The organism is Pseudomonas sp. GW456-12-10-14-LB2, from assembly GCF_002884345.1.
GTDB classification, from domain to species: Bacteria; Pseudomonadota; Gammaproteobacteria; order Pseudomonadales; family Pseudomonadaceae; genus Aquipseudomonas; species Aquipseudomonas paraglycinae.
On the sequence record NZ_POHV01000004.1, the window covers coordinates 126,320 to 151,529 of the forward strand.

Genomic DNA, 25,210 nt, shown 5'->3' on the forward strand with positions numbered 1-25,210 from the left:
TTAGAAGTTCACGCCGAGGCTGAGCGCCACGAAGTCGCGGTCATCCACGGTGGTGTACTTGCCGTCGAAGAAGTTGGTGTAAGCCAGGCTCGCGGTATAGGTGTTCTGGTACTCGGCATCGACGCCCAGGCTCACCGCCTTGCGACCTTCTTCAAAGTTGCCGCCAGGGCCTGGCGAGTAGCCGCTGACGTCATGGGACCAGGCCACGTTCGGTTTGAGGTTCACGCCGGCGAACACGTCGTTGTATTCCCAGATGGCGCGACCGCGATAACCCCAGGAAACCGACGTGGTGAAACCGTCATTGTTGCAATTGCGGCTACGGTTGTTCTGTGGGGAACCTGGCCCGGCGCCATTGATGGTGCCGTTGTTGAGGATGTTGACGCAGGTGTTGGTGCCGCCGGTGGCTGGCAATTCGCCCGGGCCGAAGACCGGGTCGCGGCCATAGCGCTTGTCGGATCGGCTCTCCAGACCGCCCACGTAAGTCGCGCCCACTTCACCCACCAGCGTCAGACGGCTCGCGCCCATGACCTGATCGAAGAAGTGCGTGAAGGTGGTCTGCAGTTGAGTGATTTCCTTGCGCTCGTAACCGTGCAGATCCTGACCCGGCACGCCGTCGAGCAGCGATGCGTTCGCAAACGTGCCGCCCAAGGGACGCACACCGGCGAACAGGATGTCGGTAGAGTTCAGTTGTACCGGCGCATTCGGACGGTAGCTGATTTCACCGCTCCAGGCGGTGCCGGTAGGCAGGGTGGTGGAGAAGCTCAGACCGTACAGGCGGATGTCTTCTGGATACTCGACGAAGTAGTTCGAGTTGCCTGCAACCACCAGCGGCCCCAGGGCCCGGAATGCTGCCGGCAATGCCGCCACGCCGTTGTAGACCGATTGCGGTGCACCCGTGGCGCTGAAGATCGGCGCACGGCTGTGATAGTTCATGAAGTAGGCACCGAACTCGGTGTCCAGTGGCTCGAACATGTATTTGAGGGATGCGCCCCACTGACCGCTGTCTCGGGCATCCCGATCAGGACCGCGACGTACCAGCACGCCTTCCTCGTTGACGTCGACGCCGTTGGCTGCCAATGGCCCCAGGGCAATGGCCGGGATCTGCGAGCGCTTGTTCAGCACGCGCAGGTTGTCGGTGCAGCCGTCGGCAATGATGTCCGGCTGGGAGAAGAAGGTGCCGCAGTTGTCGACGACAGTCTGGTCCCACTCGAGCTGATAGAAGGCTTCGGCGGACAGGTTTTCGGTCAGGCTCTGGGACACGTAGAACATGTTGACCGGGATCAGGCCTTCCTTGATCTCGGCGCCCGGACGGCGGAACGCGGACACGTCGATCGGGTTGATCGAGTTGATGCCGCCGCCGATGAAGGTACTTTCACCCCAGCTCACCACCTGTTTGCCCAGGCGCACGGAGCCCGGCTGATCGGCGATCGAATAGTTGTGGTAGACGAAGGCATCGAGGATCTGACCGCCGGCGGACTTGGCGCCTTCCTTGCGATTGCTGTCGCTGATGTCCTTGAACTCGCGGCTCTCGTCCTTCAGTTCGAAGTCGTACCAGTACTTGCCACGTACAAACACGCCGGTGTCGCCGTATTTCAGTTCGAGGTCATGGATGCCCTTGAAGATCTTCGAGAACGTTTCGCCGCTCTTGAAGTTGGCATGGCCGTCGTCGGAAGTCTGGGACAGACCGTGACCGCCGTTGTTGACGCCGATGAGGTTCTTGTTCGGGCTCTGGGTGGACCAGCTGGCACCGATCGACAGGGAGGAGTCGAACTGGCCTTCGATTTCACCGACGTTGAAGCTGACGCCGAATGCGGGCCCGGCGAGCGAAGAAGCAAGACTGACGGCCAGAGGCAGCTTTGCCCGGCGCCAGAACTGGTTTACTGAGGTCATCGACGCTACTCCATGTGCATTATTGTTATGGCAGTGAGTACTTTTAAAAACGCCTGAAGGACCGGGCGCCAGAGGCTTCCCGAGATCGCTTCAATGTTGCATCGCCCCGTTTGTGCGTTTGCCCCGTTCTTAAAAATCCTTGAGCGGACTATAGCCAGCAGGTGGTACTGCTTGATCCCTCTAAAGTGTGATTTGCAGCTGCCGGCCACTCTGGAACAGTCCTTTCGCCAGTCCGACACATGTCGGCACGGCAAGGATGGCTGAAAATTCGAATTTCACAAGCCAAGCGCTTGCTTGGTGGGTCTGGCGCGCCGTTTTCGGCGCGCCAGAGGAGGCTCAGAGCGTCGAGAGGAAGGTGCTGTTGTTGGCCTGCCATTCGGTGATGTCGAGGCGGATGCGCTTCTTGTCGAGCTTGCCGACACTGGTCTTGGGAATTTCAGTAACAAGCGCGATCTGGCTCGGAATCGCCCACTTGCTCAAGTGCCCCAGTTCAACGAATGGCTTGAGGTGTTCCTTGAGCTCGCGCGCCCCGATGGCGTGCCCTTCGCGGACCACCAGCAAGGCAAACGGACGCTCGCCCCACTGCGGATCGGCGATGCCCACCACTGCTACTTCACGTACCGCGACGTGACGGCTGATCAGGTCTTCGAGGTCCAGCGAGGAGATCCACTCGCCGCCGGTCTTGATCACGTCCTTGATCCGGTCGCGAATGTCGATCACGCCCATGCTGTCGAGCGTGGCGACGTCGCCGGTGTGCAGCCAGCCGCCGGCCCACAGCTCGGCGCCCTTCTGCGGTTCGTTGAAATAACCCTCGGTCAGCCACGGTGCACGCAACACCAGTTCGCCCTGGGTCTCGCCGTCCGCCGGGAGGAAATTGCCCTCGGTGTCGACAATCGCCGCTTCGACCAATGGCCCCGGCACGCCGGCCTTGATGCGGTAGGTGGTGCGCTCGTCTTCGGTGCCTGCCATCAATTCATCGTTGAGGTGCGCGCACGAGACCAGCGGCCCGGTTTCCGACATGCCATAGGCGGCCGTCAGTTGAATGCCCTTGCTCTTGGCCGTTTCGTACAGCGTACGATTGAGCGCACTGCCGCCGATGACGATTTTCCAGCCGCCAAAATCGGTGCCTTGCGCGCCCTTGGCGTTGAGCACCATCTGCAGGATGGTCGGCACACAATGGGAGAATGTGACCTTTTCCTTGCGCCACAACTCGACCAGAAACTCCGGGTCGTAACGCCCCGGATAAACCTGCTTGAGCCCGAGCATTGTCGCCACATACGGCAGACCCCACGCATGCACGTGGAACATCGGGGTGATCGGCATGTACACGTCGTTGGTGCCCAGCAGCCGCACGCTGTCGATGGCGCCCATGATGGTCGACACGCCCATGGTGTGCAGTACCAGTTGCCGATGGGTGAAGTACACGCCCTTCGGATTGCCGGTGGTGCCCGTGGTGTAAAACGTAGTGGCGACCGAGTTTTCGTCGAAATCCTGGAAGTCGTACTGCGGACTCGCGGCCGCCAGCAGTTGCTCGTACTCCCCCACCAGATTCGGCAAATCCGCGGTTTTTTCCGGCAGATCAGTCAGCAGCAGGGTTTTCTCCACCGTGGTCAGGTGTGGCGCGATGGCCTGGTACAGCCCGACAAACTCGCTGTTGACCAGCACGAAGCGGTCCTCGGCGTGGTTCATGGTGTAGAGGATCTGTTCCGGCGACAGGCGCACGTTGATGGTGTGGATCACCGCGCCGATCATCGGAATCGCAAACATGCACTCGAGGTAGCGATGGCTGTCCCAGTCCATCACCGCCACGGTGTCACCGGCCTTCACGCCGGCCGCCGTCAGTACGTTGGCCAGCCGCGCGACCCGCTCGATCAGGGTCGGGTAGCTGTAGCGCAGCTGGTCACGGTAGATGATCTCGCGGGTTTTCTCGTAACGGGCGCCCGACATCAGCAGCCGTTTGATCAGCAGTGGATACTGGTACGCCCCTTCGGCGGGCGGAATAACGCGAGTCTGCAACATAAGAATCCCTTTTCTGACTGCACGGTGTTGGCTTTGGAGTTTCGTACTCTAGAACCGTTATACGTCAGCCAAATCAGCCAAAGGAATGATTTGCAGAGCCGTACAAATGCTAGCTTTGCGCCAGCATTTGCCGAAACAGATGACAGCCCAGAAGGATCAATGCATCTCGGTGAACGCGAGTTTCACGCCGATGGCGATCAGCACCGCGCCCATGGTGCGGTCGAACCAGTGGCCCATGCGGGCGAAACCGGCGCGCACGCGCTGCTGGCTGAACAGCATGGCCACCAGGCAGAACCAGGTGGCGGTCGCGACGGCGAGATAAATGCCGTAACCGGCCTGGACTGTCAGCGGGGTGTGCGGGTTGATCACCACGGTGAACAGCGACAGGAAGAACAGCGTGGCTTTCGGGTTCAGACCGTTGGTCACGAAGCCTGAGGTGAAGGCGCCCCGGGCGGTGCGCTCGCCAGCTTCTTTGTGCAGGTCGTCGGTCACGGTTTTCGCCGGTTGCGCACGCAAAGCCTTGAAGCCGATGTAAAGCAGGTACGCGGCGGCCGCCCATTTCAAGGCGTTAAACAATACGATCGATTGGGAAACGATCAGCCCGATTCCCAGCAGCGAATAACCCACGTGCAGGAAAATCGCCGTGCCCACGCCCAACGCGGTCCAGGTCCCCGCGCGTCGCCCGTGGGTCACGCTTTCGCGCACCACCACGGCGAAATCAGGACCGGGGCTGGCGACGGCCAACAGGTGGATCAGGGCAACGGTCAAGAATTCGGTCCAGTACATGGGGGCTCCTTTCGGCCAAGCGTAACGAGTTGTTTCATCTGGTAGGCTCGGCAGATTACGCCTTCCCTTCAAAGCACAACAGGTACAGTTGATGACGAACGCCCACCGCGCCGTATTCCTCGATCACCCGTCGCTGGATCTTGGCGATCTCGATCTGAGCCCTTTGCGTGACTGCTTCAGCGACCTGCAACTGTTCGCCCAGACGCTGCCTGCGCAAGTGAGCGAACGCCTGCAAGGTGCGACCGTGGCAATCAGCAACAAGATCCTCATCGACGCCGCCGCCATGGCCGCCAACCCACAGTTGAAGCTGATCCTGATCACCGCCACCGGCACCAACAACGTCGATCTGGCCGCCGCCCGCGCCCACGGCATCACGGTGTGCAACTGCCAGGGTTACGGCACGCCGTCGGTGGCGCAACACACGATCATGCTGTTGCTCAACCTCGCCACACGCCTGGCCGATTATCAAAAAGCCGTCGGCGAAGGCCGCTGGCAGCAGGCGAAACAGTTCTGCCTGCTGGATTACCCGATCGTCGAGCTGGAAGGCAAAACCCTCGGCCTGCTTGGACACGGCGAACTCGGCGGCGCGGTCGCGCGTCTGGCCGAAGCCTTCGGCATGCGCGTGTTGCTGGGGCAGATTCCGGGGCGACCGGCCCGTCCGGATCGTCTGCCGCTGGAAGAATTGCTGCCGCAGATCGACGCCCTCACCCTGCACTGCCCGCTCAACGAACACACTCGGCACTTCATCGGCGCCCGCGAGCTCGCCTCGATGAAACCCGGCGCGTTCGTGGTCAACACCGCCCGGGGCGGGCTGATCGACGAACAGGCCCTGGCCGACGCCTTGCGCAGCGGTCATCTGGGCGGCGCGGCCACCGATGTGCTGAGCGTCGAGCCGCCGACCAACGGCAATCCGTTGCTGGCTGCCGACATCCCGCGCCTGATCGTCACCCCGCACAACGCCTGGGGCAGCCGCGAAGCGCGGCAGCGTATCGTCGGCCAACTGGTGGAAAACACCCAGGCGTTCTACAGCGGTAAGGCGCTGCGGGTCGTCAGTTGATAAACTGCGGCACTTTTTTTCACAGGAGCAGTTATGGATCCGCGCAGTGAAGTACTGCTTCGTCAGGCCGAGTTATTCCAGGGTTCGGTGTTGCTGGCCGGTTTGCCTGCCGATGATCTGCTGGGGCGCCTGCCCGATGCGTTTGGCTGGTGCTGGCACGCCGGCGATCAGGCCGCACTCGAAGCCCGCTTCGCAGGCCGCAGCCATTTTGGCGTGAACGTGCCGGAGCGCGAATTCACCAACGCCGTGGTGTTTTTGCCCAAGGCCAAGGACCTGACCGATTACATCCTCAATGCCGTGGCTTCGCGCCTGGCCGGGCGTGAGGTGTATCTGGTCGGGGAAAAGCGCAGCGGTATCGAAGGCGCCTCCAAACAGCTCAACCCGTTCGGCAAGCCGCGCAAGCTCGACAGCGCGCGCCATTGCCAGCTGTGGCAAGTGATCGTGGCTAACGCTCCCGAAGCCAAACCGCTGGAAAGCCTGGCGCAAACCTACGAACTGCCGCTGGCCGAAGGCCCGTTGAAAGTCATCAGTCTGCCGGGCGTGTTCAGCCATGGCCGACTGGATCGCGGCAGCGCCCTGCTGCTGGAGCACCTGGACAAACTGCCAAGCGGTCATCTGCTGGACTTCGGTTGCGGCGCCGGCGTACTCGGTGCGGCGGTCAAGCGTCGTTACCCGCACAATCAGGTCACGTTGCTCGACGTTGATGCCTTCGCCGCCGCCAGCAGCCGGCTGACCCTGACGGCCAACGGTCTGGAAGCCGAGGTACTGACCGGTGACGGCATCGACGCCGCGCCGATGGGTTTGAACGCGATTCTGAGCAACCCGCCGTTCCACGTCGGCGTGCACACTGATTATTTCGCCACCGAAAACTTGCTGCGAAAAGCGGCCAAGCATCTGAAAAACGGCGGCGAACTTCGCCTGGTTGCTAACAGTTTCCTGAAGTATCAACCACTGATCGAAGAGCATCTCGGGGTCTGCGCGATCAAGGCCGAAGGCAATGGTTTCCGGATTTACCGGGCCAAGCGCGGCTGAAAATTAGCACTTGCCGAATGGATTCCGCCTAGGCAGAATCCGCTCCGTCCTAGGGGAGTAGTCTCCCACGAGCGCCAAGCTCGTCCGGCATACGTCAACATACTTGATCCTCAGATCATGGCGTATGCGACCCAAGCGTCCGCAGCAGACGGATCGCAGGGTTTGACAAGACCTATGACACGCACACCTTACCCGGGGCGGGAAGGCTGTACGTGTCATAGCCGTGTCGACCCGCCCCTTAGGAAATCCTGATGCTGGACTCGTTACTCGTTCCCACCGCAATCGTTGCCTTGGCCGAAATCGGCGACAAGACGCAACTGCTCGCGCTGATTCTCGCCGCTCGCTTCCGCAAACCCTGGCCGATCATTGCCGGTATCGTCGCTGCGACCCTGGCCAACCACGCGGCAGCCGGTGCGGTCGGCGCCTGGTTCGGCAGCTTCTTCTCCGATTCCGTCCTGCACTGGATTCTCGCCGCGAGCTTCGCCGCTACCGCCCTGTGGACGCTGGTACCGGACAAGATGGACGACGATGAAGCCAGCACCGCCCGCAAGTTCGGGCCATTCCTGACCACGCTGATTGCGTTCTTCCTCGCGGAAATCGGCGACAAGACTCAGATCGCCACCGTGATGCTGGCCGCGCAATACCCGGAGCTGTGGCTGGTGATTATCGGTACGACGGCGGGGATGCTGATTGCCAACGTGCCGGTGGTACTGGCGGGTAATTTTGCGGCGGAGAAACTGCCGTTGACCCTGATCCGTCGATTGGCCGCCTCGGCGTTCCTGATCCTGGCGATCGTCGCGGTGTACAAGGCGATGCAGAGCAGCGGCTGGGTTTGATCCGGCAGATCGCTCCCGCACCGAGTGCGGGAGCGATCATGGTTTCAGGACTTGGGCGCTTTCTCGTAAAGCGGCATGACCTTCGGAATCGCCGCCTGCAACGCAGCCGTGCGGCTGCTGGAAGACGGGTGAGTGCTCATGAACTCCGGCGGTGCGCCTTCAGAGGCCTTGCTCATCTTGTCCCACAAAGTGATGGCGGCGTTCGGGTTGTACCCGGCACGCGCGGCGAGTTCCAGACCGATCAGGTCAGCCTCGTTTTCGTTGGCGCGGCTGTTGGGCAGCGTCATGCCGTAGTTGGCCACAGTGTCGGCCAGCGCCAGGCTGTCCTGCCCCAGGCCGAGCAACGCACCGGCGCCCTGCTTGGCCATTTCGATGCCATAAGCCTTGGACATGGCTTCACGACCATGCTCGCGCAGGGCGTGGGCGATTTCATGACCCATGACCGCGGCGATTTCATCGTCGGTGAGCTTCAGACTGTCGATCAGCCCGGTGTAGAAAATGATCTTGCCGCCAGGACCGCAGTTGGCGTTGAGCTCGTCACTCTTGATCAGGTTCACTTCCCATTTCCACTGCGCCGAATCCGGACGGAAATTCGGTGCTTGGGCGATCAGCCGGTTGGCGATGGCCTGAATGCGTTTGGCATCGTTGCTGGTCTTGTCCAGCACGCCTTTGGTGGACGCCTCGCCCACGGTCTTCTGGTAGGACTGGGCATACATCTGGTCGACCTCTTGCGAGGACAGCATGCTGAACATGTACTGCTTGCGCTCCACGCCCACGGCGCCGCCGCTGGTGGTGTTGACCGACTGACAACCGGCCAGCAACAGCGCTGCGCTCAGTGCACTTACAACCAATGTCTTGTTCATTCAAAAGCTCCCTGAAAACCTGCCGCGTATCGTAGGCGGGTAATTGTATCGACGCCAGATACAACGGACGTGTTGCATCTACTTTCAGAAAACTCCCGCCAGACCTGTAGGAAAAAATTCACATCCGCCACCAGGCCCGCTGCAACTACGTCGCGCACTGATCCATTTGCGACATTGCGCTGCAATTACTCCCTCTTTACCTCATGGCGCAATAGTGGCTGCCGATACAGCAGCGCAGACGTCCTCTCGCGTGCGGAGCTCCCATGAAGTTCAAGTCGATCCAGTTTTCCGTAGCCGCCCTGGCCGGCGCCATCGTACTCAGCGTAGTCGCCGCGCTGGTGCTGTACGCGCTGTTCTCCGGTGCCCGCACCCAGGAAATGGTCCAGCAACGGACCCAGGCCCAGTTCGAGCAAGTCATCGAACAGCGCCTGACCTCGCTGGCACAAACCCAGGTCAGCCAGATCCAGCGCGAACTGGAAGCGCCGCTTCTGATTGCCGGTGGGCTGGTACGGGTCAACGCCCTGCTCGGCAAGCCGGGCGCCGATGGCCAGCCGCGACTGACCGTCAGCCGTGAGCAACTGATCAGCCTGATCAAGGAAAACGTCGAGAAGAACCCGAAGATTCTCGGCACCTACATCGGTTGGGAAAAGAACGCACTCGACCACAACGATCCGGCCTACGTCGGCACCAGCGTGGTCGGTATCGACGCCGCCAACGGGCGTTTCCTGCCGTGGTGGTTCCGCAACGACGATGGCACCCTCGGTCTGGACAAACTGGTGGACGTCGACGACCAGAAAGTCCTGTCCACTGGCGTGCGCGCCAGCGAGTACTACCTGTGCTCGAAGGAAACCAAAAAATCCTGCGTGATCGATCCGGCCCCGTACAAGGTCGGCGACAAGATCGTCATGCTCGCCTCCTTTATTGAACCGATCATGCTCAACGGCGCGTTCCAGGGCATCGTCGGCGCCGACCTGTCGGTGAACTTCATCCAGGAAATGCTCCTGGGCGCCAACCAGAAACTGTACAGCGGCGCCGGACAGATGGCCCTGATCGGCGGCAACGGCCGGATCGTCGCCTACACCAAGGACCCGAGCAAATTCGGCGAGAAGGTCAGCGACATCCTCGACGCCCAGCAGATTGCCAACATGGCCAATCTCAAGCGCGGCGAAGTGACGTACACCGTCAATAAAGAGCAAGGCCGGATCGAGTTGTACCTGCCGTTCGGCATTGGCCAGACCGACGCGCGCTGGACGCTGATGCTGCAACTGCCGCTCGACGCGGTAATGGCCGACCTGCAAAAGCTGCAAGGCGACCTCGACGCCCAGCGCAAATCCGACACCTTCGGCATGGCCATGGTCGGTCTGATCATTGCCGGTCTCGGCTTGCTGGTGATCTGGTTGGTGGGCCACGGCATCGCCCGTCCGCTGAAGCAAATGGTGACCATGCTCGATGACATCGCCCAGGGCGAAGGTGATCTGACCCGTCGTTTGACCAGTGATCGCAATGACGAACTCGGTTCAATCGCCAAAGGCTTCAATACCTTCCTCGCCAAATTGCAGGGGATGATCACGCAGGTAGTGTCGTCGGTACAGAGCGTCAGCGATTCCTCGGAGCACACGGCCGACATCGCGATCCGGACCAATATCGGCATACAGAAACAGATGGCCGAGATCGATCAGGTCGCCACCGCCGTGCAGGAAATGACCGCCACCGCGCAGGACGTGGCGCGCAACGCGACCCAAGCGGCACAAGCCGCCAGCCACGCCGATCAGGCCGCCAGTCAGGGCATGCAGATCGTGCGCGACACGTCGAATTCGATCGGCGTGCTGGCCGTAGAAATCGGCAAGGCCGTGGACGTGGTGCAGACCCTGGCCAAGGACAGCGAAAACATCAACGCGATCCTGATCGCCATTCGCGGAATCGCCGAGCAGACCAACCTGCTGGCCCTCAACGCGGCGATCGAAGCGGCCCGCGCCGGTGAACAAGGACGCGGTTTTGCGGTGGTGGCCGATGAAGTGCGCAACCTGGCGCAGAAAACCCAGAAGGCCACCGAAGAAATCCAGAGCATGATCCAGCAACTGCAACAGGGCACCCGCGATGTGGTGCGGGTCATGGAAGACAGCCAGAATCGTACCGACGAAAGCGTGCAGCACGCGGCCAAGGCAGCCGAGGCGCTGGAGACCATTACTCAGGCGGTATCGGTGATCAACGACATGAACACCCAGATCGCCAGCGCCGCCGAAGAACAGAGCGCGGTGGCCGACGATATCAACCGCAACGTGATCAATATCGGTCAGGTGGCCAATGAAGTGGCCGGTGGCGCGGATGAGTCGAGTTCGGCGAGTGCCGATCTGACCAAACTGGCGGAGCAGCAGCGGCGGTTGATCAACCAGTTCAAGGTTTAAGAGCCACCCCCTCACCCCAGCCCTCTCCCGGAGGGAGAGGGAGCCGACCGAGCTGTCTTCCGTCATACATCGACCTGGTAATTAGTGTCGATTATGGATTCAGCAAAGAACTTTCAAGTCGGTGTATTACTGCAATATCTCTCGGTCAGTCCCCTCTCCCTCCGGGAGAGGGTTAGGGTGAGGGGGGCTCTTGATCTGCTGCTAGGCCGGAGTCAGGCACTCCGGCCCGTTGAGCTTCGGATCATTGACAAGGTTCGCCAGCACCCGCTCGCGCAAGGCGGCGGGTTCGCTGGCGAGCAAACCCTGCAGAACATGCAACGGCGTTTCAGGATCAAGCCACGCCGCCTGCCCCGCCTCATCAAGAATCAACGGCCGGCGCTGACTGGCCGCTGACTGAGTGATCACCGCCGTGCTCAGCCACACCTGTTCCTGCACCGGATACGCTTCCCAGATCGCCGCAAAAAACAACGACGCCCCTTCCCCCGGCGTCAGCCAGTACGGCCGTTTGCGCACGTTGCCGCGCCATTCGTAGAAACCGTTGGCCGGCAGCAGGCAGCGGCGCAGGCGCAGGGCTTCGCGGAACATCGGCTGTTCGGCAACGGTTTCGGCCCTGGCATGGGCCGGGGTGCGCGACATGTCGGTCAGCCATGGCGGTGTCAGCCCCCAACGGGCACGGGCCAGCGTGCGCTGGCCGTCGGGTTCGGCGCGCAGCATCAACACCGAATCGTTGGGGGAAATGTTCCACTGCGCCTGCTGATCGGCGGGAAAACCTGGCAGGCTCGCGAAATCGCGGTTCCAGCGAAACAGGGCATAACGTCCACACATGGGGCAGCACGACTCACAAATAAAACGAACGCCAGCCTAACAGACCAGCGTCCCGGGATAGCTGTCCGGTTCATCGCCGGGCAGCGGCAGCGCGGCATTGTACGCACTGATCAGCTCGCGGGCGTATTCGGCCTGGTCGTTATCGACCGACAGGCCCAACAGTCCGAAGATCGGCAACTCCCCCGTGCCGCCCAGCAGATCGCGCCCGACCAGATGCGCCTCGATGCCCTCGCTGGCGAGCATGCCCTTGAGCATCTCGCCTTCCATCAGGTTTTCCGGCTCGTAGATTCGCTGCATGGCCGCGCCTCACTCGTTTTCGCTGAAGACTTCCAGAAACCAGTCCTCTCCATGGACCTGCAATACAAAGGTGATCGGCCGACAGCACACCTGACAGTCTTCAATATAGGTCTGGTCGCCAGCGGAGAGATCCACGGTCGTCTCGACCTCTTCACCACAATACGGACATTCATATACTGCGCTTTCCAGCATCGCGGTCTCCCGGGTGACTTGTGCGTATAATCGCCGGTCTATTTGCAGGGCTATTTTTGTCTGGCTACTTTTTCAGACCGTGCCCCGTTGGTTTTCGATCAAAACCTTTACTTACCCTAGCCGTTTCCAACAAGAGAGCATGATGGGCGAATTCGATGCCATCCGACCTTACGACGACAGCGAAGTACCTGCGGTACTGGCGCGACTGCTCGGCGACAAGGCGTTTCTAGATATCCTCACCCACTTCCGCTTCCCGCGTTTTGCCGGTGCCTTCGGCTGGATGCTCAAACCACTTATAGCCCATCGGCTGCGTCGTGAGTTTGCCGACGTGACCTCCGTGGCCACTTTGCAGGACAAGGTCGAGTTCTACGTCGACCACACCATCGAGCGCGCCACCGACGGCGTGACCTACACCGGTGTCGAGCAGTTCAAGTCCGGCAGCGCTTATCTGTTCATCGCCAACCACCGCGACATCGTGATGGACCCGGCCTTCGTCAACTACGCCGTGTACCACGCCGGCCTGCCGACCCCGCGCATCGCGATTGGCGACAACCTGCTGCAAAAGCCGTTCGTCAGCGACCTGATGCGCTTGAACAAGAGCTTCATCGTGCATCGCTCGATCACCGGGCGCCGCGAGAAAATGGCCGCTTACCAACTGCTGTCGGCCTACATCAACCACTCGATCCGCAATGACTGCGCCTCGATCTGGATCGCCCAGGCCGAAGGCCGCGCGAAGGACGGCGACGACCGTACCGAGTCGGCGATCCTCAAGATGTTCCACATGAGCCGCAAGGACGAGCCGTTCGGCGAAGTCATTCAGTCGCTGAACCTGAGCCCGGTGTCGATCAGCTACGAATACGACCCATGCGACCAGGCCAAGGCCCGCGAGCTGTACATCCGCGCCACCACCGGCACCTACAGCAAGGCGCCGGGCGAGGATGACGTGAGCATTGCCAAGGGCATCACCGGCTACAAGGGCCGGGTGCACGTGAACTTCGCCGCGCCGATCACCGAGCTGTTCGAGGACACCAAGCAATTGGCGGTCGAAATGGACAAGCAGATTCTCGGCGGCTACCGGTTGTTCCCGGTGCATTACCTGGCATACGCGCAGTGGGCTGATGCCGATCCGCAGTTGAACGTACCGAAGGCTGCCGAAGTGTTCGGTGCCGAGGAACTGGCCAAGGCCCAGGAAGAATGGCAAAGCCGTCTGGACGCTTGCCCGCAAGAGCATCGTCCGTATCTGGTGCTGCAATATGCGACGCCGGTGCGCAATCAGTACCGGGTCAAGGCTGGACTGCCGCTGTAAGCGGTGTCGGCTGGATACAAGAACGGCGCCTTCGGGCGCCGTTTTTCGTTCAGAAGCGGGTACTGATCCAGGACACCAGCAACGCCAGGCCCAGGCAGGCAAAACCGAAGCGGTAGAAGAAGCGGTTCATGCGCAGGGTCGCCCAATCCAGCACCGGTTCCTGATCCGGCTGACTCTGACGCTGGGCCGCGATACTGGCCATCGCCCGTTGTTCACGGCGGCGGGTCGCGTGCAGCAGCCAACTGCCGGGGAAGGCCAACAGCAGGGCCAGCAGGTTGATCAGTTTGGCGGGATGGGCGGTAAACAGCGTCATCAAATGCAGCGACATCACAGACCTCAATCTAAACCGGTATGGCGAACGCCAGACCGACGACCGCGGCGCGGATTCTACCGAAACCCTCCCCGACTGCCCTAGCCTTTGCGACAAATAACCCGTCAATCGACCGATGGCTGTCCTGTGTCACGGCATCGTCATTTGTTTCAGTCACCCTGCGCGCCTCTAAACCGACACGGAACGCGACATGCTTCACGCTGAAAACCAGGATCGCCTGTACCTCATCTCCCCGTCCGACGAACAGCAGACCCTCATCGGCAGCCTTGCCTTCAATGTTCAGGACCGTCACTGGCTGGTGTATTGCGCCCTCGGCGGGCACCAGCATGCGGACTTGCCCGAGACTGATTTGCTGACTGGTGTCAGCGTCCTCGACTTCTATTCGCAAGCTGCCTGAACGAAAAAGCCCGGAACCATCACTGGCCCCGGGCTTTTTCACATCAACCGAAAAATTATTCGGCGAGGACCTGACCCACGGTCGGATCCTTGAACAGACGGGTCAGCGCATCGCTCAGCACATCGCTGACCAGTTTGGTGTTGGTTTCCTGGTTCGGCGCCATGCCGAAACGCTGGTCCAGCGAGGCACCGTAACGGCCGCTGTAGCGACGGTTGGCGTTCTGCACGTCGGAGCGGAAGGTCGCACCGATGGTGGCTTCAGTCACGTACATGCCTTCCTTCGGCGACTGGTATTTCAGTTCGGCCAGGGTCACGGTCAGTTGCGGTGCATTGGGCGCGTTGTTGGTCGGGGTGAACCCGAGCAGACGCACGGCGGCTTCAGCCTGGGCCTGCAGCTTCGGCAGGATCTGCTCGCGCTGCACGGTGATGGCGCTGGTTTCCGGGTACAGGCCGCCACGGGTGCCGAGAGTTGGCGACGGACGACCGTCGACCACGCGGACCACGACAGGCTGACCATGGCCGACCGGTGCCAGCTGAGTGGTCAGCTTCGGTTCCGGGCTCAGTTGTTGCGGGCTGTGGGCGCAGCCAACCAGGGTCAAACTGGTCACAGTGATCAAACCGAACAACAGGCGTTGCAACATGCTCTTCTCTCCAGAATCAGGCACAGACAGGCCGGCAGTATAGCGGTGGGCCACTGTGGGTCACCAGCACTGAAATGTCAGACAAAACCCGCCGCCAGCGGTTCCTGTCACACATTCTTCACTCCCCATACACGTTCGCGTCACGGCCTTTTGACAATCTTGCTCACAGATCCCCAAAAGGAGCACTGCCATGCGCTATCTGATCTCGTTGTTCGCCCCACGCCCGCTGCACCGCAGCTTCGCCCTGCTCGACCGCAACGGCCATTGCCAGGCCTTCAAGCAATGCAGCCTGCAACCGATGGGTGACGGCTGGGTGGAAATCGAGGAAATCCGCCTCAACTGGCTGCACCAGCCACTGCCCGCCAGCGCCCGGGTCGAACAGCAGCGCCCACGCGCACGTGCTCAGGCGATGTTGAGCATCTGACCGGATGCCTAATAAAAGTCATTAAACTCGACCAACTCCCCGCATTTCTTCGATACAATCTCCCCCCGATTATAAGGACGTCTCCTGATCGGGCCCCGCAACAGCGTCAATGCGCTTGCATTGGCATCCAAATCGCCCACAGAGAGCCGCCCACACAGATCGAGTGAAGCTGGCGTGCTTGCTGTTTCCCTGGCAAATCCCGCTTTTCGCGAATCTGCAGAGCTGTCATGACGCTCGGCCACTGAGTTGTTTGCCCCCTCGGGCACGGTGCCAGCCCCGGACAGCCCTTTTTGAGGTTCACGTCTTCAAAAGAGCGTGAAAAAAACGGGTTTTCACAACTTCACAAGAGTGTGGCGAGCAAATGAATAGTTTTGCGTCTGAACATGCACCATTAGCGTCTGAAACAGCCCAACGACACAGGAACGGGAACGCCTCGAATACCGGAGCCTGAAGCCTGTCCGCTACGGATTTGGTTGCACAAACGGATGTCTCGACCATAAGTCGAATTGCCAGCCCCGTGCCGAAATGAGTTCATAGGACTCTTGAAGCCAGGCCGCACGCATCCGTCGAAGTTGCGAAAAATTGCGAAGATTCGGACATGGCACACCTGACCAAGGATACCCGGGGCTCAACTGACCTGCCCTGGACGCCTGGCAGCCATGCCGACAATTTGGTGCTGCAGATTTTGGAGACGCGTTAAATGGCGCATAACGAAGCAGTCGACGTAGTTCTGGTTGGGGCCGGCATCATGAGTGCCACCCTCGCAGTACTGCTCAAGGAACTCGACCCGGCGATCAAGCTGGAAGTCGTCGAGCTGATGGATTCCGGTGCCGCGGAGAGTTCCAACCCCTGGAACAACGCCGGTACCGGCCACGCCGGCCTGTGCGAGCTGAACTACACGCCACAGGCTGCCGACGGCACCGTCGACATCAAGAAAGCCGTGCACATCAACACCCAGTTCGAGGTGTCGAAGCAGTTCTGGTCGTACCTGACCAAGAAAGGCACGTTCGGCTCGTGCAAATCCTTCATCAGCCCGGTGCCGCACCTGAGTTACGTCGAGGGTGAGAAAGGCGTGTCGTTCCTCAAGGAACGTTTCAATACGCTGCGCAAGCACCACGCCTTCGCCGACATGGAATACACCGAAGACAAGGCGAAGATGGCCGAGTGGATGCCGCTGATGATGCCGGGTCGTCCAAAAGACCAGGTGCTCGCCGCCACCCGCGTGATCAACGGCACCGACGTCAACTTCGGCGCCCTGACCAATCAGCTGCTCAAGCACCTGACCAGCGCACCCGATGCCCAGGTCAAGTACTGCAAGCGCGTGACCGGTCTCAAGCGCAACGCTAACGGCTGGACCGTCAGCATCAAGGACGTCAACAGCGGCAGCAGCCGTGAAGTCGACGCCAAATTCGTATTCCTCGGCGCCGGTGGCGCGGCCCTGCCGCTGCTGCAAGCTTCGGGCATCGAAGAAAGCAAAGGCTTCGGCGGCTTCCCGATCAGCGGCCAGTGGCTGCGTTGCGACAACCCGGAAGTGGTCAAGCATCACCAGGCCAAGGTTTACAGCCAGGCCGCCGTGGGTTCGCCACCGATGTCCGTGCCGCACCTCGACACCCGCGTGGTCGACGGCAAGAAATCCCTGCTGTTCGGGCCATACGCCGGCTTCACCACCAAGTTCCTCAAGCATGGCTCCTTCATGGACCTGCCGCTGTCGGTTCGCGCCGGCAACATCGGGCCGATGCTGGCCGTGGCGAAAAACAACATGGACCTGACCAAGTACCTGGTCAGCGAAGTGATGCAGTCGATGGAACAGCGCCTGGAATCCCTGCGTCGTTTCTACCCGGAGGCGAAAGCCGAAGACTGGCGCCTCGAAGTGGCCGGCCAACGGGTACAGATCATCAAGAAAGACCCGAAAAAAGGCGGCATCCTGCAGTTCGGTACCGAACTGGTGGCTGCGAAGGACGGCTCCCTCGCCGCCCTGCTCGGCGCTTCGCCGGGTGCTTCGGTGACCGTTTCGATCATGCTGGAACTGATCGAGAAGTGCTTCCCGGCCAAGGCCAAGGGTGAGTGGGCTGCCAAACTGGCGGAAATCTTCCCGGCCCGTGAAAAGGTCCTGGAAACCGACGCTGCGCTGTATCGCAAGATCAACACGCAGAACAACGTCGCGCTGGAACTGGTTGAAGCCAGCAACGAGACCGAAAGCTACGCCTGATTCGTCTCCATGAAAAACGCCCCGCACTCGGTGAGTGCGGGGCGTTTTTTTATGCCTGTGGAAAACTTCGGGCGATCAGCCGCGTGCTTTCTCGATCAGCTCGATGTATTCCGGGGCGTTGCGCTGATCGCGGATCTGGTCGACGAAGGTCTTGCCGTGCTCGTCCTTGCCGTCCACGTCATAACCGGCTGCAACGAAGAACGTCAGAAAACGCTCGAAATCGTCGATGCGCAGGCCACGGTAAGCCTTGACCAGTTTGTGCAGCGACGGCGAGGTGGCGTCGACCGGCTCAAAATCGAGGAACAGCTTGATCTGCTCATCGCCGATCTCGTCACCAATCACTTGCTTCTTATCTTTACGCATTGCCGACTCCAGCTCGCAGACATTTCACGGGGCGGGCAGTTTACCCCTGCGCAGGCACAAGGCTCAACGCGAGCGCGTGCTGCCGGTGTGCAAATCGGCCCAGATGTGGCCATTGGCATAGGTCAGGAACTGGCAATACACGGTGTCGTTGCGCAACAGATCGATCACCACCCGGTACTGGGCCAGCGGGTAGAAGAGCGTCAGGGTCTTGCTCTTGTCGTCATAAATCGGTTTTTTCAGGCTTTTGCTTTCGCCATCGAAGTTGACCAGCACCTGATTGATCGTCGCGCCCTTGTTCAGGGATTTGCCCTTGAGGCGGATCATCAATGGCGAGGTCACCGGGATCGGCTGTTGGTTGGACTGGCGCTGGGCCCCCACGACCACGGAATAATCGGTGACCTGCAACAGTTGCTGCTGCTCGGGTTCGGCATCGCGCAGGGTCAGGTCGTCCGGCGGCAGGAATTGACTGTGCATCGGGGCGGCGGCCAGGGGCAGGCTGAGGGTCAGCAACAGGGCGGCGCAGCTGCGGATCAAGAGGCTCATGACAGGCTCCGGGGGGCGGGGCCGAGCACTCTAGCACGGGTTTTACAGGGTTCTGTAAAGCAAAAGGCGCAAGCTTCACCTACGGACGCTTGCGCCTTTTCATTGCGGATTCGCTCAGTCGAATTGCGCGTGCATCCAGGCCTGATACTCCGCAACCCCGGCCTCGCCTTCGCGTGGGGCCCAGTGCGCAAGCTCGCCCTCTCCAACCGGACGATAGGGCCCAGCCTTGCACTCGAACATCAGACTGTCGGCTTCCAGAACGACCAGACCGTGGAATACCCCGACTGGCAGATCCACCCCAAGGCACTCGCCACCGGCCTGCAATACCTGCTTTTTCACCACCGCACCGGTTTCGTCAAAGATCAGCAAACCGAGCTTTCCTTTGAGTACCAGCAAGGTTTCCGCCTTGTTGTCACCCAAATGACGGTGTGGCGGAATGTAGGTGCAAGGTTGCAGCCCTACCGCCATGCGGTGGCAGGCCTCCTCCATCTGATGGAAGTTGTGGTGCTGACGCCCGCGAGGACTGGCCGCGGCTTTCTCGGCCAACTCGGCAAACAGCGTTTGATCAAGAAAGCCCGGCGTGTTCATTGATTACATTCCCTTGACGGCAAAAATTCCGTTGGCGTTGCGCCAGTAACCTTTGTAGTCCATGCCGTAGCCGAAGATGTAACGGTCGATGCACGGCAGACCGACGAAGTCGGCTTTGAGGTCAGGACGAGCCTTGCGGTCGTGGTCCTTGTCGATCAGCACAGCGGTGTGCACTTTACGTGCGCCGGCGTGACGGCAGAAGTCGATGATCGCGCCCAGGGTGTGACCTTCGTCGAGGATGTCGTCGATGATCAGCACGTCGCGGTCGATGAACGAGACTTCCGGCTTGGCTTTCCAGAACAGATCGCCGCCGCTGGTTTCGTTGCGATAGCGGGTGGCGTGCAGGTAGGACGCTTCCAGCGGGAACTGCAGATGGGTCAGCAGTTTGCCGGAGAAGATCAGGCCGCCGTTCATCACGCAGAACACCACCGGGTTGCTGTCGGCCAGTTGTTCGTTGATTTGTGCACCGACGCGGGCAATGGCAGCCTCGACTTCAGCTTCGGTGTACAGGCAGTCAGCCTCTCGCATGATTTGACGGATATGCTCGAGATCAGCGGACATGGCGCTCTCCAGGGGGGACGGATTTCGGAAAAGCGGGCAAAGGTACGCATCAACCGGGGCCGAATCAAGCATTTGTGGACTAACGTACTGTATGTCCTATAGGACATCACCCTCGGATAGATTAATCTAGGCCGGTTTTTTTGCCCGCCGCCGGAGCCTTTCCCCATGTCCATCCAAGAGATCCGCCATCCGCTGATCCGTCACAAACTTGGCCTTATGCGCCGTGCAGACATCAGCACCAAGAATTTCCGCGAACTCGCGCAGGAAGTCGGTGCCCTGTTGACCTATGAAGCGACCAAAGACCTGCCGCTGGAAACCTACGATATCGAAGGTTGGTGCGGCACCGTGTCGGTCGAGAAAATCGCCGGCAAGAAGATTACCGTCGTGCCGATCCTGCGTGCCGGCATCGGCATGCTCGAAGGCGTGCTGAGCCTGATCCCGGGTGCCAAGGTCAGCGCCGTCGGCGTTGCCCGTAACGAAGAAACCCTGCAGGCCCACACCTATCTGGAAAAACTGGTTCCGGAAATCGACGAACGCCTGGCAATGATCATCGACCCGATGCTCGCCACCGGCAGCTCCATGGTTGCGACCATCGACCTGCTGAAGAAGGCCGGTTGCAAGGACATCCGCGCGATGGTGCTGGTTGCCGCGCCGGAAGGCATTGCCGCTGTCGAGAAAGCTCACCCGGACGTGATCATCTACACCGCGTCCATCGATCAGAAACTCAACGAGCACGGTTACATCATTCCTGGGCTTGGCGATGCCGGTGACAAGATCTTCGGCACCAAGCAGAAGGACGCGTAAGCATGCAGCAAGAGTTCAACGATCCGCTCTGGCGCACGGTGCTGTCCGGCGCACAGATGCTGTTCGTGGCTTTCGGCGCCCTGGTGCTGATGCCACTGATCACGGGCCTGGACCCGAACGTGGCACTGTTTACCGCGGGTCTGGGCACGATTCTGTTCCAGATCGTCACCGGGCGTCAGGTGCCGGTGTTCCTGGCATCGAGCTTCGCCTTCATCACCCCGATCATTCTCGCCAAGGGCCAGTTCGGCCTCGCCGCGACCATGGGCGGCGTGATGGCGGCCGGTTTCGTCTACACCTTCCTCGGCCTGGCCGTGAAGATCAAAGGCACCGGTTTCATTGACCGTCTGCTGCCGCCAGTCGTAATTGGCCCGGTGATCATCTCCATCGGCCTGGCCATGGCGCCGATTGCCGCGAACATGGCGATGGGCAAGGCCGGCGACGGTTCGGAGTTGATCCATTACCAGACCGCAATGATGATCTCGATGCCGGCGCTGCTGACCACGTTGATCGTGGCGGTGTTCGGCAAAGGCATCTTCCGTCTGGTGCCGATCATTTCCGGCGTGCTCGTGGGTTTCGCCATGTCCTTCTATTTCGGTGTCGTCGACACCGCTAAGATTGCGGCGGCCCCATGGTTTGCGCTTCCTCATTTCACCGCGCCGGAGTTCAACTGGCAGGCGATCCTGTTCATCGTCCCGGTAGCATTGGCCCCGGCGATCGAGCACATCGGCGGCGTGATTGCGGTCGGCAGCGTGACCGGTCGCGACTACCTGAAGAAACCAGGCCTGCATCGCACCCTGCTCGGTGACGGCATCGCCACCACCGCAGCCGGCCTGTTCGGCGGTCCACCCAACACGACCTACGCGGAAGTCACCGGCGCGGTGATGCTGACCAAGAACTACAACCCGAAAATCATGACCTGGGCGGCGATCTTCGCCATCACTCTGGCGTTCATCGGCAAGTTCGGCGCCCTGCTGCAAAGCATTCCGGTGCCGGTGATGGGCGGGATTCTGTGCCTGTTGTTCGGTTCGATCGCGGCGGTGGGGATGAACACCCTGATCCGTCACAAGATCGACCTGGGCGAGGCGCGCAACCTGGTGATCGTGTCGGTGACCCTGGTGTTCGGGATTGGCGGTGTGCTGGTCGGCACCGGCACCGGCCCGGACGACTTCGGCCTCAAAGGCATCGCGCTGTGCGCGGTGGTGGCGATTGCGCTGAACCTGATCCTGCCGGGCAATGACAGCTGGAAGCACAAGAAGGCGGATGAGCCGCTGATCTAAGCCTTGGCTTCAAGATCGTTCCCACGCGGATCACCCCACACTGATCGTTCCCACGCTCTGCGCGGGAATGCCTCTGGGGACGCTCCGCGTCCAGTGACGCGGAGCGTGGGAACGATCAATCATCGACGATCATCAAAGGGCCAGTGGCGCCCGTTCACACAGCGTTGCCAACGCCTTCGCCCATTGCGGGTCGTCATTCAGGCACGGCACCAGCACCAACTCCTCTCCCCCCGCTTCGCAGAACTGTTCCTTGCCGCGATCGCCGATCTCTTCCAGGGTCTCGATGCAATCGGCAACAAACGCCGGGCACATCACCAGAATCTTCTTCACGCCGTTTTTGGCCAGCTCATCCAGCCGCGCTTCGGTGTAGGGTTCGATCCACTTCGCCCGGCCCAGCCGCGACTGAAACGACACCGACCACTTGCCGTCCGGTAGCCCCATGCGCTCAGCGAACAGCGCCGCTGTGCGCAGGCATTGGGCGCGATAACAGGTGGCCATTACGGCCGCCGAGGCGTTCTTGCAGCAATCTTCATTTTTGAAGCAATGATTGCCGGTCGGGTCGAGCTTGGTCAGATGCCGTTCCGGCAAACCGTGGAAGCTCAGCAACAGGTGATCGTAATCCTGCTGCAAGTGCGGCTTGGCGCTCGCCACCAGCGCGTCGAGGTATTCCGGCTGATCGTAGAACGGCTGCAACACCGACAGCTGCACATCGAGCTTTTTCTCACGCACCACACGCTTGGCTTCTTCAATCACCGTGGTGGTGGTGCTGTCGGCGAACTGTGGATAAAGCGGCGCGAGGGTGATGCGTTTATGCCCCGCCGCGACCAGCTTCAACAGGCTTGTCTCAATGGATGGCTCGCCGTAACGCATGGCCAGCTCAACCGGGCCGTGAGTCCACTGCGCCTTCATCTGCTGCTGCAGACGGCGACTGAGCACCACCAGCGGCGAACCTTCGTCCCACCAGATCGAGGCGTAGGCATGGGCCGACTGCTCCGGGCGCTTGATCAGGATCAGCGACACCAGCAGACGCCGCACCGGCCACGGCAGGTCGATCACGTACGGGTCCATCAGGAATTGATTGAGGTAGCTGCGCACGTCGGCCACCGAAGTGGAGGCCGGCGACCCCAGGTTGACCAGAAGCAAGGCGTGATCGGTCATGCAACGTCCTATTTCAGAGGCGGCCGGAAAGATCGTCCAGGGCCGCGCGTAAATCCGTGAACCGGAAAGTGAATCCCGCTTCCAGCAAGCGTTTCGGCGTGGCCCGTTGGCCACCCAGCAATAGCAATGACATCTCGCCGAGCCCGACCTTCAACGCGAGGGCCGGCATCGGCATGAACGCCGGGCGGTGCAGCACGCTGCCCAGCGTCTTGGCGAATTCGCGATTGCGCACAGGTTTCGGCGCGCACGCATTATAAGGACCGCTCGCCTGATTGCGGTGCAGAAGAAAATCAATCAGGGCGATTTGGTCATCGATATGAATCCACGGCATCCACTGCCGACCGTTGCCCAAAGGCCCGCCCAGCCCGAGCTTGAACGGCAGCAGCAGGCGCGACAAAAAGCCGCCCTCGGCCGACAGCACCAGCCCGGTGCGCACCAGCACCACACGAATATCCATCGCTTCGGCGCGTTGCGCGGTTTCCTCCCAGGCGATGCACAACTGGCTGGCGAAATCGTCGATCACCGGCGGCGAGTCTTCGGTCAACTCGCGCTCGCCGCCGTCACCGTACCAACCCACGGCCGAACCCGAGATCAGCAGCGACGGTTTCTGCCCGCGATGTTCCAGCCACGCCAGTAACGATTCGGTCAGCGTAATCCGGCTGCTCCACAACAATGCCTTTCGCCGATGGGTCCACGGCCGGTCGGCAATCGGCGCGCCGGCGAGGTTGACGATCACGTCGACCGGCTCGTCGCCAAGTTCTTCCAGACGCGCAATACCACGCACCTGGTCGCCACAGATTTTCGCGACTTTTTCCGGACGACGACTCCAGACCGTCAGGCGATGACCCTGCCCGGACCAGTGCCGGCAAAGCTGACGTCCGATCAATCCAGTACCGCCGGTCAGCAATATGTGCATGACTTCAACCTCGCGTGGCGTTTTACCCCGATCACTAGTCTATTTTTATAAACAGGGATCTTTTCTATCGGGCAGGCTCTATTGTTTAACCATAGGCCAAGCTGTCAGAACCAGAACGCTGGAAGTTATACCAAAAAACAGAATTGTACAGGTTTCATCCACGGCGTAGTCTGTACAGAAAGGTAAACGAGGCCCCTATGACTGTACCTATCGCAATCATTGGCACCGGCATCGCCGGACTCTCCGCCGCCCAGGCCCTGACGGATGCCGGGCATACCGTTCAGTTGTTCGATAAAAGCCGAGGCAGCGGCGGGCGCATGTCGAGCAAGCGCAGCGATGCCGGCTCGCTGGACATGGGCGCGCAATACTTCACCGCCCGTGACCGACGCTTCGTGACCGAAGTCCAGCGCTGGCAAAGCAAAGGCTGGGTCGCCGAATGGGCACCGCAGCTCTACACCTTTCATGGCGGGCAATTGAACCTGTCGCCGGACGAACAGACCCGCTGGGTCGGCACGCCGCGCATGAGCGCCATCACCCGAGGCCTGCTCGATGGACTGGAAGTGCAGTTCGCCTGCCGGATCACCGAGGTCTATCGCGGTGAAGAACACTGGCACCTGCAGGACGCCGAAGGCTTCACCCACGGGCCGTTCAGCCACGTCGTGATCGCCACGCCGGCGCCTCAGGCCACCGCCCTGCTGGCCGCCGCGCCGAAACTCGCCGGTGCCGCCGCCGGGGTAAAAATGGATCCGACCTGGGCGGTCGCCCTCGCCTTCGACACGCCGCTGGATACGCCGATCGAAGGCTGCTTCGTCCAGGACAGCGCCCTCGACTGGCTGGCCCGCAACCGCAGCAAACCGGGACGCGACACCACGTGCGACACCTGGGTCCTGCACGCCACCAGTGCCTGGAGCCGGCAGCACATCGACTTGCCCAAGGAAGCGGTGATCGAACAATTGCACGGCGCCTTCGCCGAATTGCTGCACAGCGCCATGCCGGCCCCGACCTTCAGCCTCGCCCACCGCTGGCTCTATGCCCGGCCGGCCAGCAGTCATGAATGGGGCACTCTGGCCGACGCCGACCTGGGTCTGTACGCCTGTGGTGACTGGTGCCTGTCGGGTCGGGTCGAAGGGGCGTGGCTCAGTGGTCAGGAGGCGGCAAGACGCTTGCACGAACACTTGCAGTGAACCGTATCAATCCGCGCAAATTACTGCTGTCGAAATGGACAGCAGCCCACCCGCAAAACCGTGAAAAGCATTTTCTGGTGACCGAACTGTTCCGCGACGAAGAAGGTACGGTGCTGGCGATCGAATTGCAGGCGGTGCTGACCCGGCGTACCGAGCAATGCGACTGGCAGGTCCTGCAGGATGACTCACGCTGGAAAATGGGCTGGCGCTAAAAACCTCAAAAAAACTTATACAAACAATTTGACTTGTACACCCATGAATCTATGCTGAAGGCATGTTGTACAGATCAGTTTGTCTGTACAGGTTT

The 25,210-nt window shown here is 60.8% G+C and carries 27 protein-coding genes and 1 riboswitch; of the genes, 12 read left to right on the top strand and 15 right to left on the bottom strand.

The window, feature by feature from the left end:
• The 3 genes from C1X29_RS04070 to C1X29_RS04080 all read right to left on the bottom strand — a co-directional run bounded on the left by C1X29_RS04070 (position 1) and on the right by C1X29_RS04080 (position 4,695).
• Entirely contained in the window at positions 1-1,890 is a 1,890-nt protein-coding gene (locus tag C1X29_RS04070; protein ID WP_085745365.1) for a DUF1302 domain-containing protein, read from the bottom strand.
• A 336-nt stretch (positions 1,891-2,226) separates the two neighbouring features.
• Entirely contained in the window at positions 2,227-3,909 is a 1,683-nt protein-coding gene (locus C1X29_RS04075; RefSeq protein WP_085606947.1) for a fatty acid--CoA ligase, read from the bottom strand.
• 156 nt (positions 3,910-4,065) lie between these two features.
• A complete protein-coding gene (locus C1X29_RS04080; protein WP_007956831.1) occupies positions 4,066-4,695 on the bottom strand; it encodes a LysE family translocator in 630 nt (209 codons plus the stop codon).
• A gap of 91 nt (positions 4,696-4,786) precedes the next feature.
• Here C1X29_RS04080 and C1X29_RS04085 point away from each other — a divergent pair, with 91 nt between their 5' ends.
• The 3 genes from C1X29_RS04085 to C1X29_RS04095 all read left to right on the top strand — a co-directional run bounded on the left by C1X29_RS04085 (position 4,787) and on the right by C1X29_RS04095 (position 7,620).
• Positions 4,787-5,752 (top strand): 2-hydroxyacid dehydrogenase, encoded by a 966-nt coding sequence (locus tag C1X29_RS04085; RefSeq protein ID WP_102716909.1) that lies wholly within the window; start codon positions 4,787-4,789, stop codon positions 5,750-5,752.
• Positions 5,753-5,785: 33 nt separating this feature from the next.
• Positions 5,786-6,784 (top strand): class I SAM-dependent methyltransferase, encoded by a 999-nt coding sequence (locus C1X29_RS04090; protein WP_102716910.1) that lies wholly within the window; start codon positions 5,786-5,788, stop codon positions 6,782-6,784.
• Between the two features lie 40 nt (positions 6,785-6,824).
• Positions 6,825-6,947, top strand: a riboswitch (yybP-ykoY riboswitch).
• A gap of 88 nt (positions 6,948-7,035) precedes the next feature.
• A complete protein-coding gene (locus C1X29_RS04095; protein WP_007956837.1) occupies positions 7,036-7,620 on the top strand; it encodes a TMEM165/GDT1 family protein in 585 nt (194 codons plus the stop codon).
• Positions 7,621-7,664: 44 nt separating this feature from the next.
• Here the strand turns inward: C1X29_RS04095 and C1X29_RS04100 are convergent, their stop codons facing one another.
• Positions 7,665-8,483 carry a M48 family metallopeptidase gene (locus tag C1X29_RS04100; RefSeq protein WP_102716911.1) on the bottom strand — a complete coding sequence of 273 codons (819 nt, stop codon included), beginning with the start codon at positions 8,481-8,483 and terminating at the stop codon, positions 7,665-7,667.
• A 263-nt stretch (positions 8,484-8,746) separates the two neighbouring features.
• Between C1X29_RS04100 and C1X29_RS04105 the strand changes: the two genes are divergently transcribed.
• Entirely contained in the window at positions 8,747-10,888 is a 2,142-nt protein-coding gene (locus C1X29_RS04105; protein ID WP_102716912.1) for a methyl-accepting chemotaxis protein, read from the top strand.
• A 201-nt stretch (positions 10,889-11,089) separates the two neighbouring features.
• Here the strand turns inward: C1X29_RS04105 and C1X29_RS04110 are convergent, their stop codons facing one another.
• The 3 genes from C1X29_RS04110 to C1X29_RS04120 are packed head-to-tail and all read right to left on the bottom strand — an operon-like array spanning position 11,090 to position 12,202.
• Positions 11,090-11,713, bottom strand: coding sequence for an SOS response-associated peptidase (locus C1X29_RS04110; protein ID WP_085745370.1), 624 nt, complete (start codon positions 11,711-11,713; stop codon positions 11,090-11,092).
• Between the two features lie 36 nt (positions 11,714-11,749).
• Complete coding sequence (locus tag C1X29_RS04115; RefSeq protein ID WP_011335895.1) at positions 11,750-12,010, bottom strand: DUF2007 domain-containing protein; 261 nt, start codon at positions 12,008-12,010, stop codon at positions 11,750-11,752.
• Between the two features lie 9 nt (positions 12,011-12,019).
• Positions 12,020-12,202 carry a CPXCG motif-containing cysteine-rich protein gene (locus C1X29_RS04120; protein WP_011335896.1) on the bottom strand — a complete coding sequence of 61 codons (183 nt, stop codon included), beginning with the start codon at positions 12,200-12,202 and terminating at the stop codon, positions 12,020-12,022.
• Between the two features lie 142 nt (positions 12,203-12,344).
• Here C1X29_RS04120 and C1X29_RS04125 point away from each other — a divergent pair, with 142 nt between their 5' ends.
• Positions 12,345-13,508: a 1-acyl-sn-glycerol-3-phosphate acyltransferase gene (locus tag C1X29_RS04125; RefSeq protein WP_173892773.1), complete on the top strand. Its 1,164-nt coding sequence runs from the start codon at positions 12,345-12,347 to the stop codon at positions 13,506-13,508.
• Positions 13,509-13,557: 49 nt separating this feature from the next.
• Here the strand turns inward: C1X29_RS04125 and C1X29_RS04130 are convergent, their stop codons facing one another.
• Positions 13,558-13,836 carry a hypothetical protein gene (locus C1X29_RS04130; RefSeq protein WP_011335898.1) on the bottom strand — a complete coding sequence of 93 codons (279 nt, stop codon included), beginning with the start codon at positions 13,834-13,836 and terminating at the stop codon, positions 13,558-13,560.
• 193 nt (positions 13,837-14,029) lie between these two features.
• On the opposite strand from C1X29_RS04130, the gene C1X29_RS04135 reads away from it, so the two are divergent.
• Positions 14,030-14,236 (top strand): hypothetical protein, encoded by a 207-nt coding sequence (locus C1X29_RS04135; protein ID WP_102687541.1) that lies wholly within the window; start codon positions 14,030-14,032, stop codon positions 14,234-14,236.
• A gap of 55 nt (positions 14,237-14,291) precedes the next feature.
• On the opposite strand, the gene C1X29_RS04140 is transcribed toward C1X29_RS04135, so the two are convergent.
• Positions 14,292-14,876 carry a YajG family lipoprotein gene (locus tag C1X29_RS04140; protein ID WP_007951676.1) on the bottom strand — a complete coding sequence of 195 codons (585 nt, stop codon included), beginning with the start codon at positions 14,874-14,876 and terminating at the stop codon, positions 14,292-14,294.
• Between the two features lie 190 nt (positions 14,877-15,066).
• Between C1X29_RS04140 and C1X29_RS04145 the strand changes: the two genes are divergently transcribed.
• Both C1X29_RS04145 and mqo read left to right on the top strand, forming a co-directional pair.
• Positions 15,067-15,300: a hypothetical protein gene (locus tag C1X29_RS04145; RefSeq protein ID WP_039766297.1), complete on the top strand. Its 234-nt coding sequence runs from the start codon at positions 15,067-15,069 to the stop codon at positions 15,298-15,300.
• Between the two features lie 700 nt (positions 15,301-16,000).
• Positions 16,001-17,509: a malate dehydrogenase (quinone) gene (gene mqo / locus C1X29_RS04150; protein WP_085745373.1), complete on the top strand. Its 1,509-nt coding sequence runs from the start codon at positions 16,001-16,003 to the stop codon at positions 17,507-17,509.
• A gap of 75 nt (positions 17,510-17,584) precedes the next feature.
• On the opposite strand, the gene C1X29_RS04155 is transcribed toward mqo, so the two are convergent.
• The 4 genes from C1X29_RS04155 to C1X29_RS04170 form a co-directional block, all read right to left on the bottom strand.
• The gene (locus C1X29_RS04155; protein ID WP_007951679.1) at positions 17,585-17,872 is read right to left on the bottom strand and encodes a PA4642 family protein; all 288 of its coding nucleotides are present in this window, start codon (positions 17,870-17,872) and stop codon (positions 17,585-17,587) included.
• Between the two features lie 63 nt (positions 17,873-17,935).
• Positions 17,936-18,415 (bottom strand): hypothetical protein, encoded by a 480-nt coding sequence (locus tag C1X29_RS04160; RefSeq protein WP_085745374.1) that lies wholly within the window; start codon positions 18,413-18,415, stop codon positions 17,936-17,938.
• Positions 18,416-18,529: 114 nt separating this feature from the next.
• The gene (locus C1X29_RS04165) at positions 18,530-19,003 is read right to left on the bottom strand and encodes a WbuC family cupin fold metalloprotein (protein WP_102716913.1); all 474 of its coding nucleotides are present in this window, start codon (positions 19,001-19,003) and stop codon (positions 18,530-18,532) included.
• Positions 19,004-19,006: 3 nt separating this feature from the next.
• Positions 19,007-19,564 carry a hypoxanthine-guanine phosphoribosyltransferase gene (locus C1X29_RS04170; RefSeq protein WP_007951681.1) on the bottom strand — a complete coding sequence of 186 codons (558 nt, stop codon included), beginning with the start codon at positions 19,562-19,564 and terminating at the stop codon, positions 19,007-19,009.
• A gap of 165 nt (positions 19,565-19,729) precedes the next feature.
• On the opposite strand from C1X29_RS04170, the gene upp reads away from it, so the two are divergent.
• Complete coding sequence (upp, locus tag C1X29_RS04175) at positions 19,730-20,368, top strand: uracil phosphoribosyltransferase (protein ID WP_007951682.1); 639 nt, start codon at positions 19,730-19,732, stop codon at positions 20,366-20,368.
• Positions 20,369-20,370: 2 nt separating this feature from the next.
• Positions 20,371-21,645 carry a uracil-xanthine permease family protein gene (locus C1X29_RS04180; protein ID WP_007951684.1) on the top strand — a complete coding sequence of 425 codons (1,275 nt, stop codon included), beginning with the start codon at positions 20,371-20,373 and terminating at the stop codon, positions 21,643-21,645.
• Positions 21,646-21,777: 132 nt separating this feature from the next.
• Here the strand turns inward: C1X29_RS04180 and hemH are convergent, their stop codons facing one another.
• Together hemH and C1X29_RS04190 are read right to left on the bottom strand one after the other, a co-directional pair.
• The gene (gene hemH, locus C1X29_RS04185) at positions 21,778-22,803 is read right to left on the bottom strand and encodes a ferrochelatase (protein ID WP_102716914.1); all 1,026 of its coding nucleotides are present in this window, start codon (positions 22,801-22,803) and stop codon (positions 21,778-21,780) included.
• A gap of 13 nt (positions 22,804-22,816) precedes the next feature.
• The gene (locus tag C1X29_RS04190; RefSeq protein WP_102687538.1) at positions 22,817-23,719 is read right to left on the bottom strand and encodes a TIGR01777 family oxidoreductase; all 903 of its coding nucleotides are present in this window, start codon (positions 23,717-23,719) and stop codon (positions 22,817-22,819) included.
• A gap of 197 nt (positions 23,720-23,916) precedes the next feature.
• Between C1X29_RS04190 and C1X29_RS04195 the strand changes: the two genes are divergently transcribed.
• Together C1X29_RS04195 and C1X29_RS04200 are read left to right on the top strand one after the other, a co-directional pair.
• Positions 23,917-24,903, top strand: a complete 987-nt coding sequence (locus C1X29_RS04195; protein ID WP_085745378.1) for an NAD(P)/FAD-dependent oxidoreductase — start codon at positions 23,917-23,919, stop codon at positions 24,901-24,903.
• Positions 24,900-25,115 (top strand): TIGR02450 family Trp-rich protein, encoded by a 216-nt coding sequence (locus C1X29_RS04200; protein WP_085745379.1) that lies wholly within the window; start codon positions 24,900-24,902, stop codon positions 25,113-25,115. Before C1X29_RS04195 ends, C1X29_RS04200 begins: the two co-directional genes overlap by 4 nt.
• Positions 25,116-25,210: the final 95 nt, after the last annotated feature.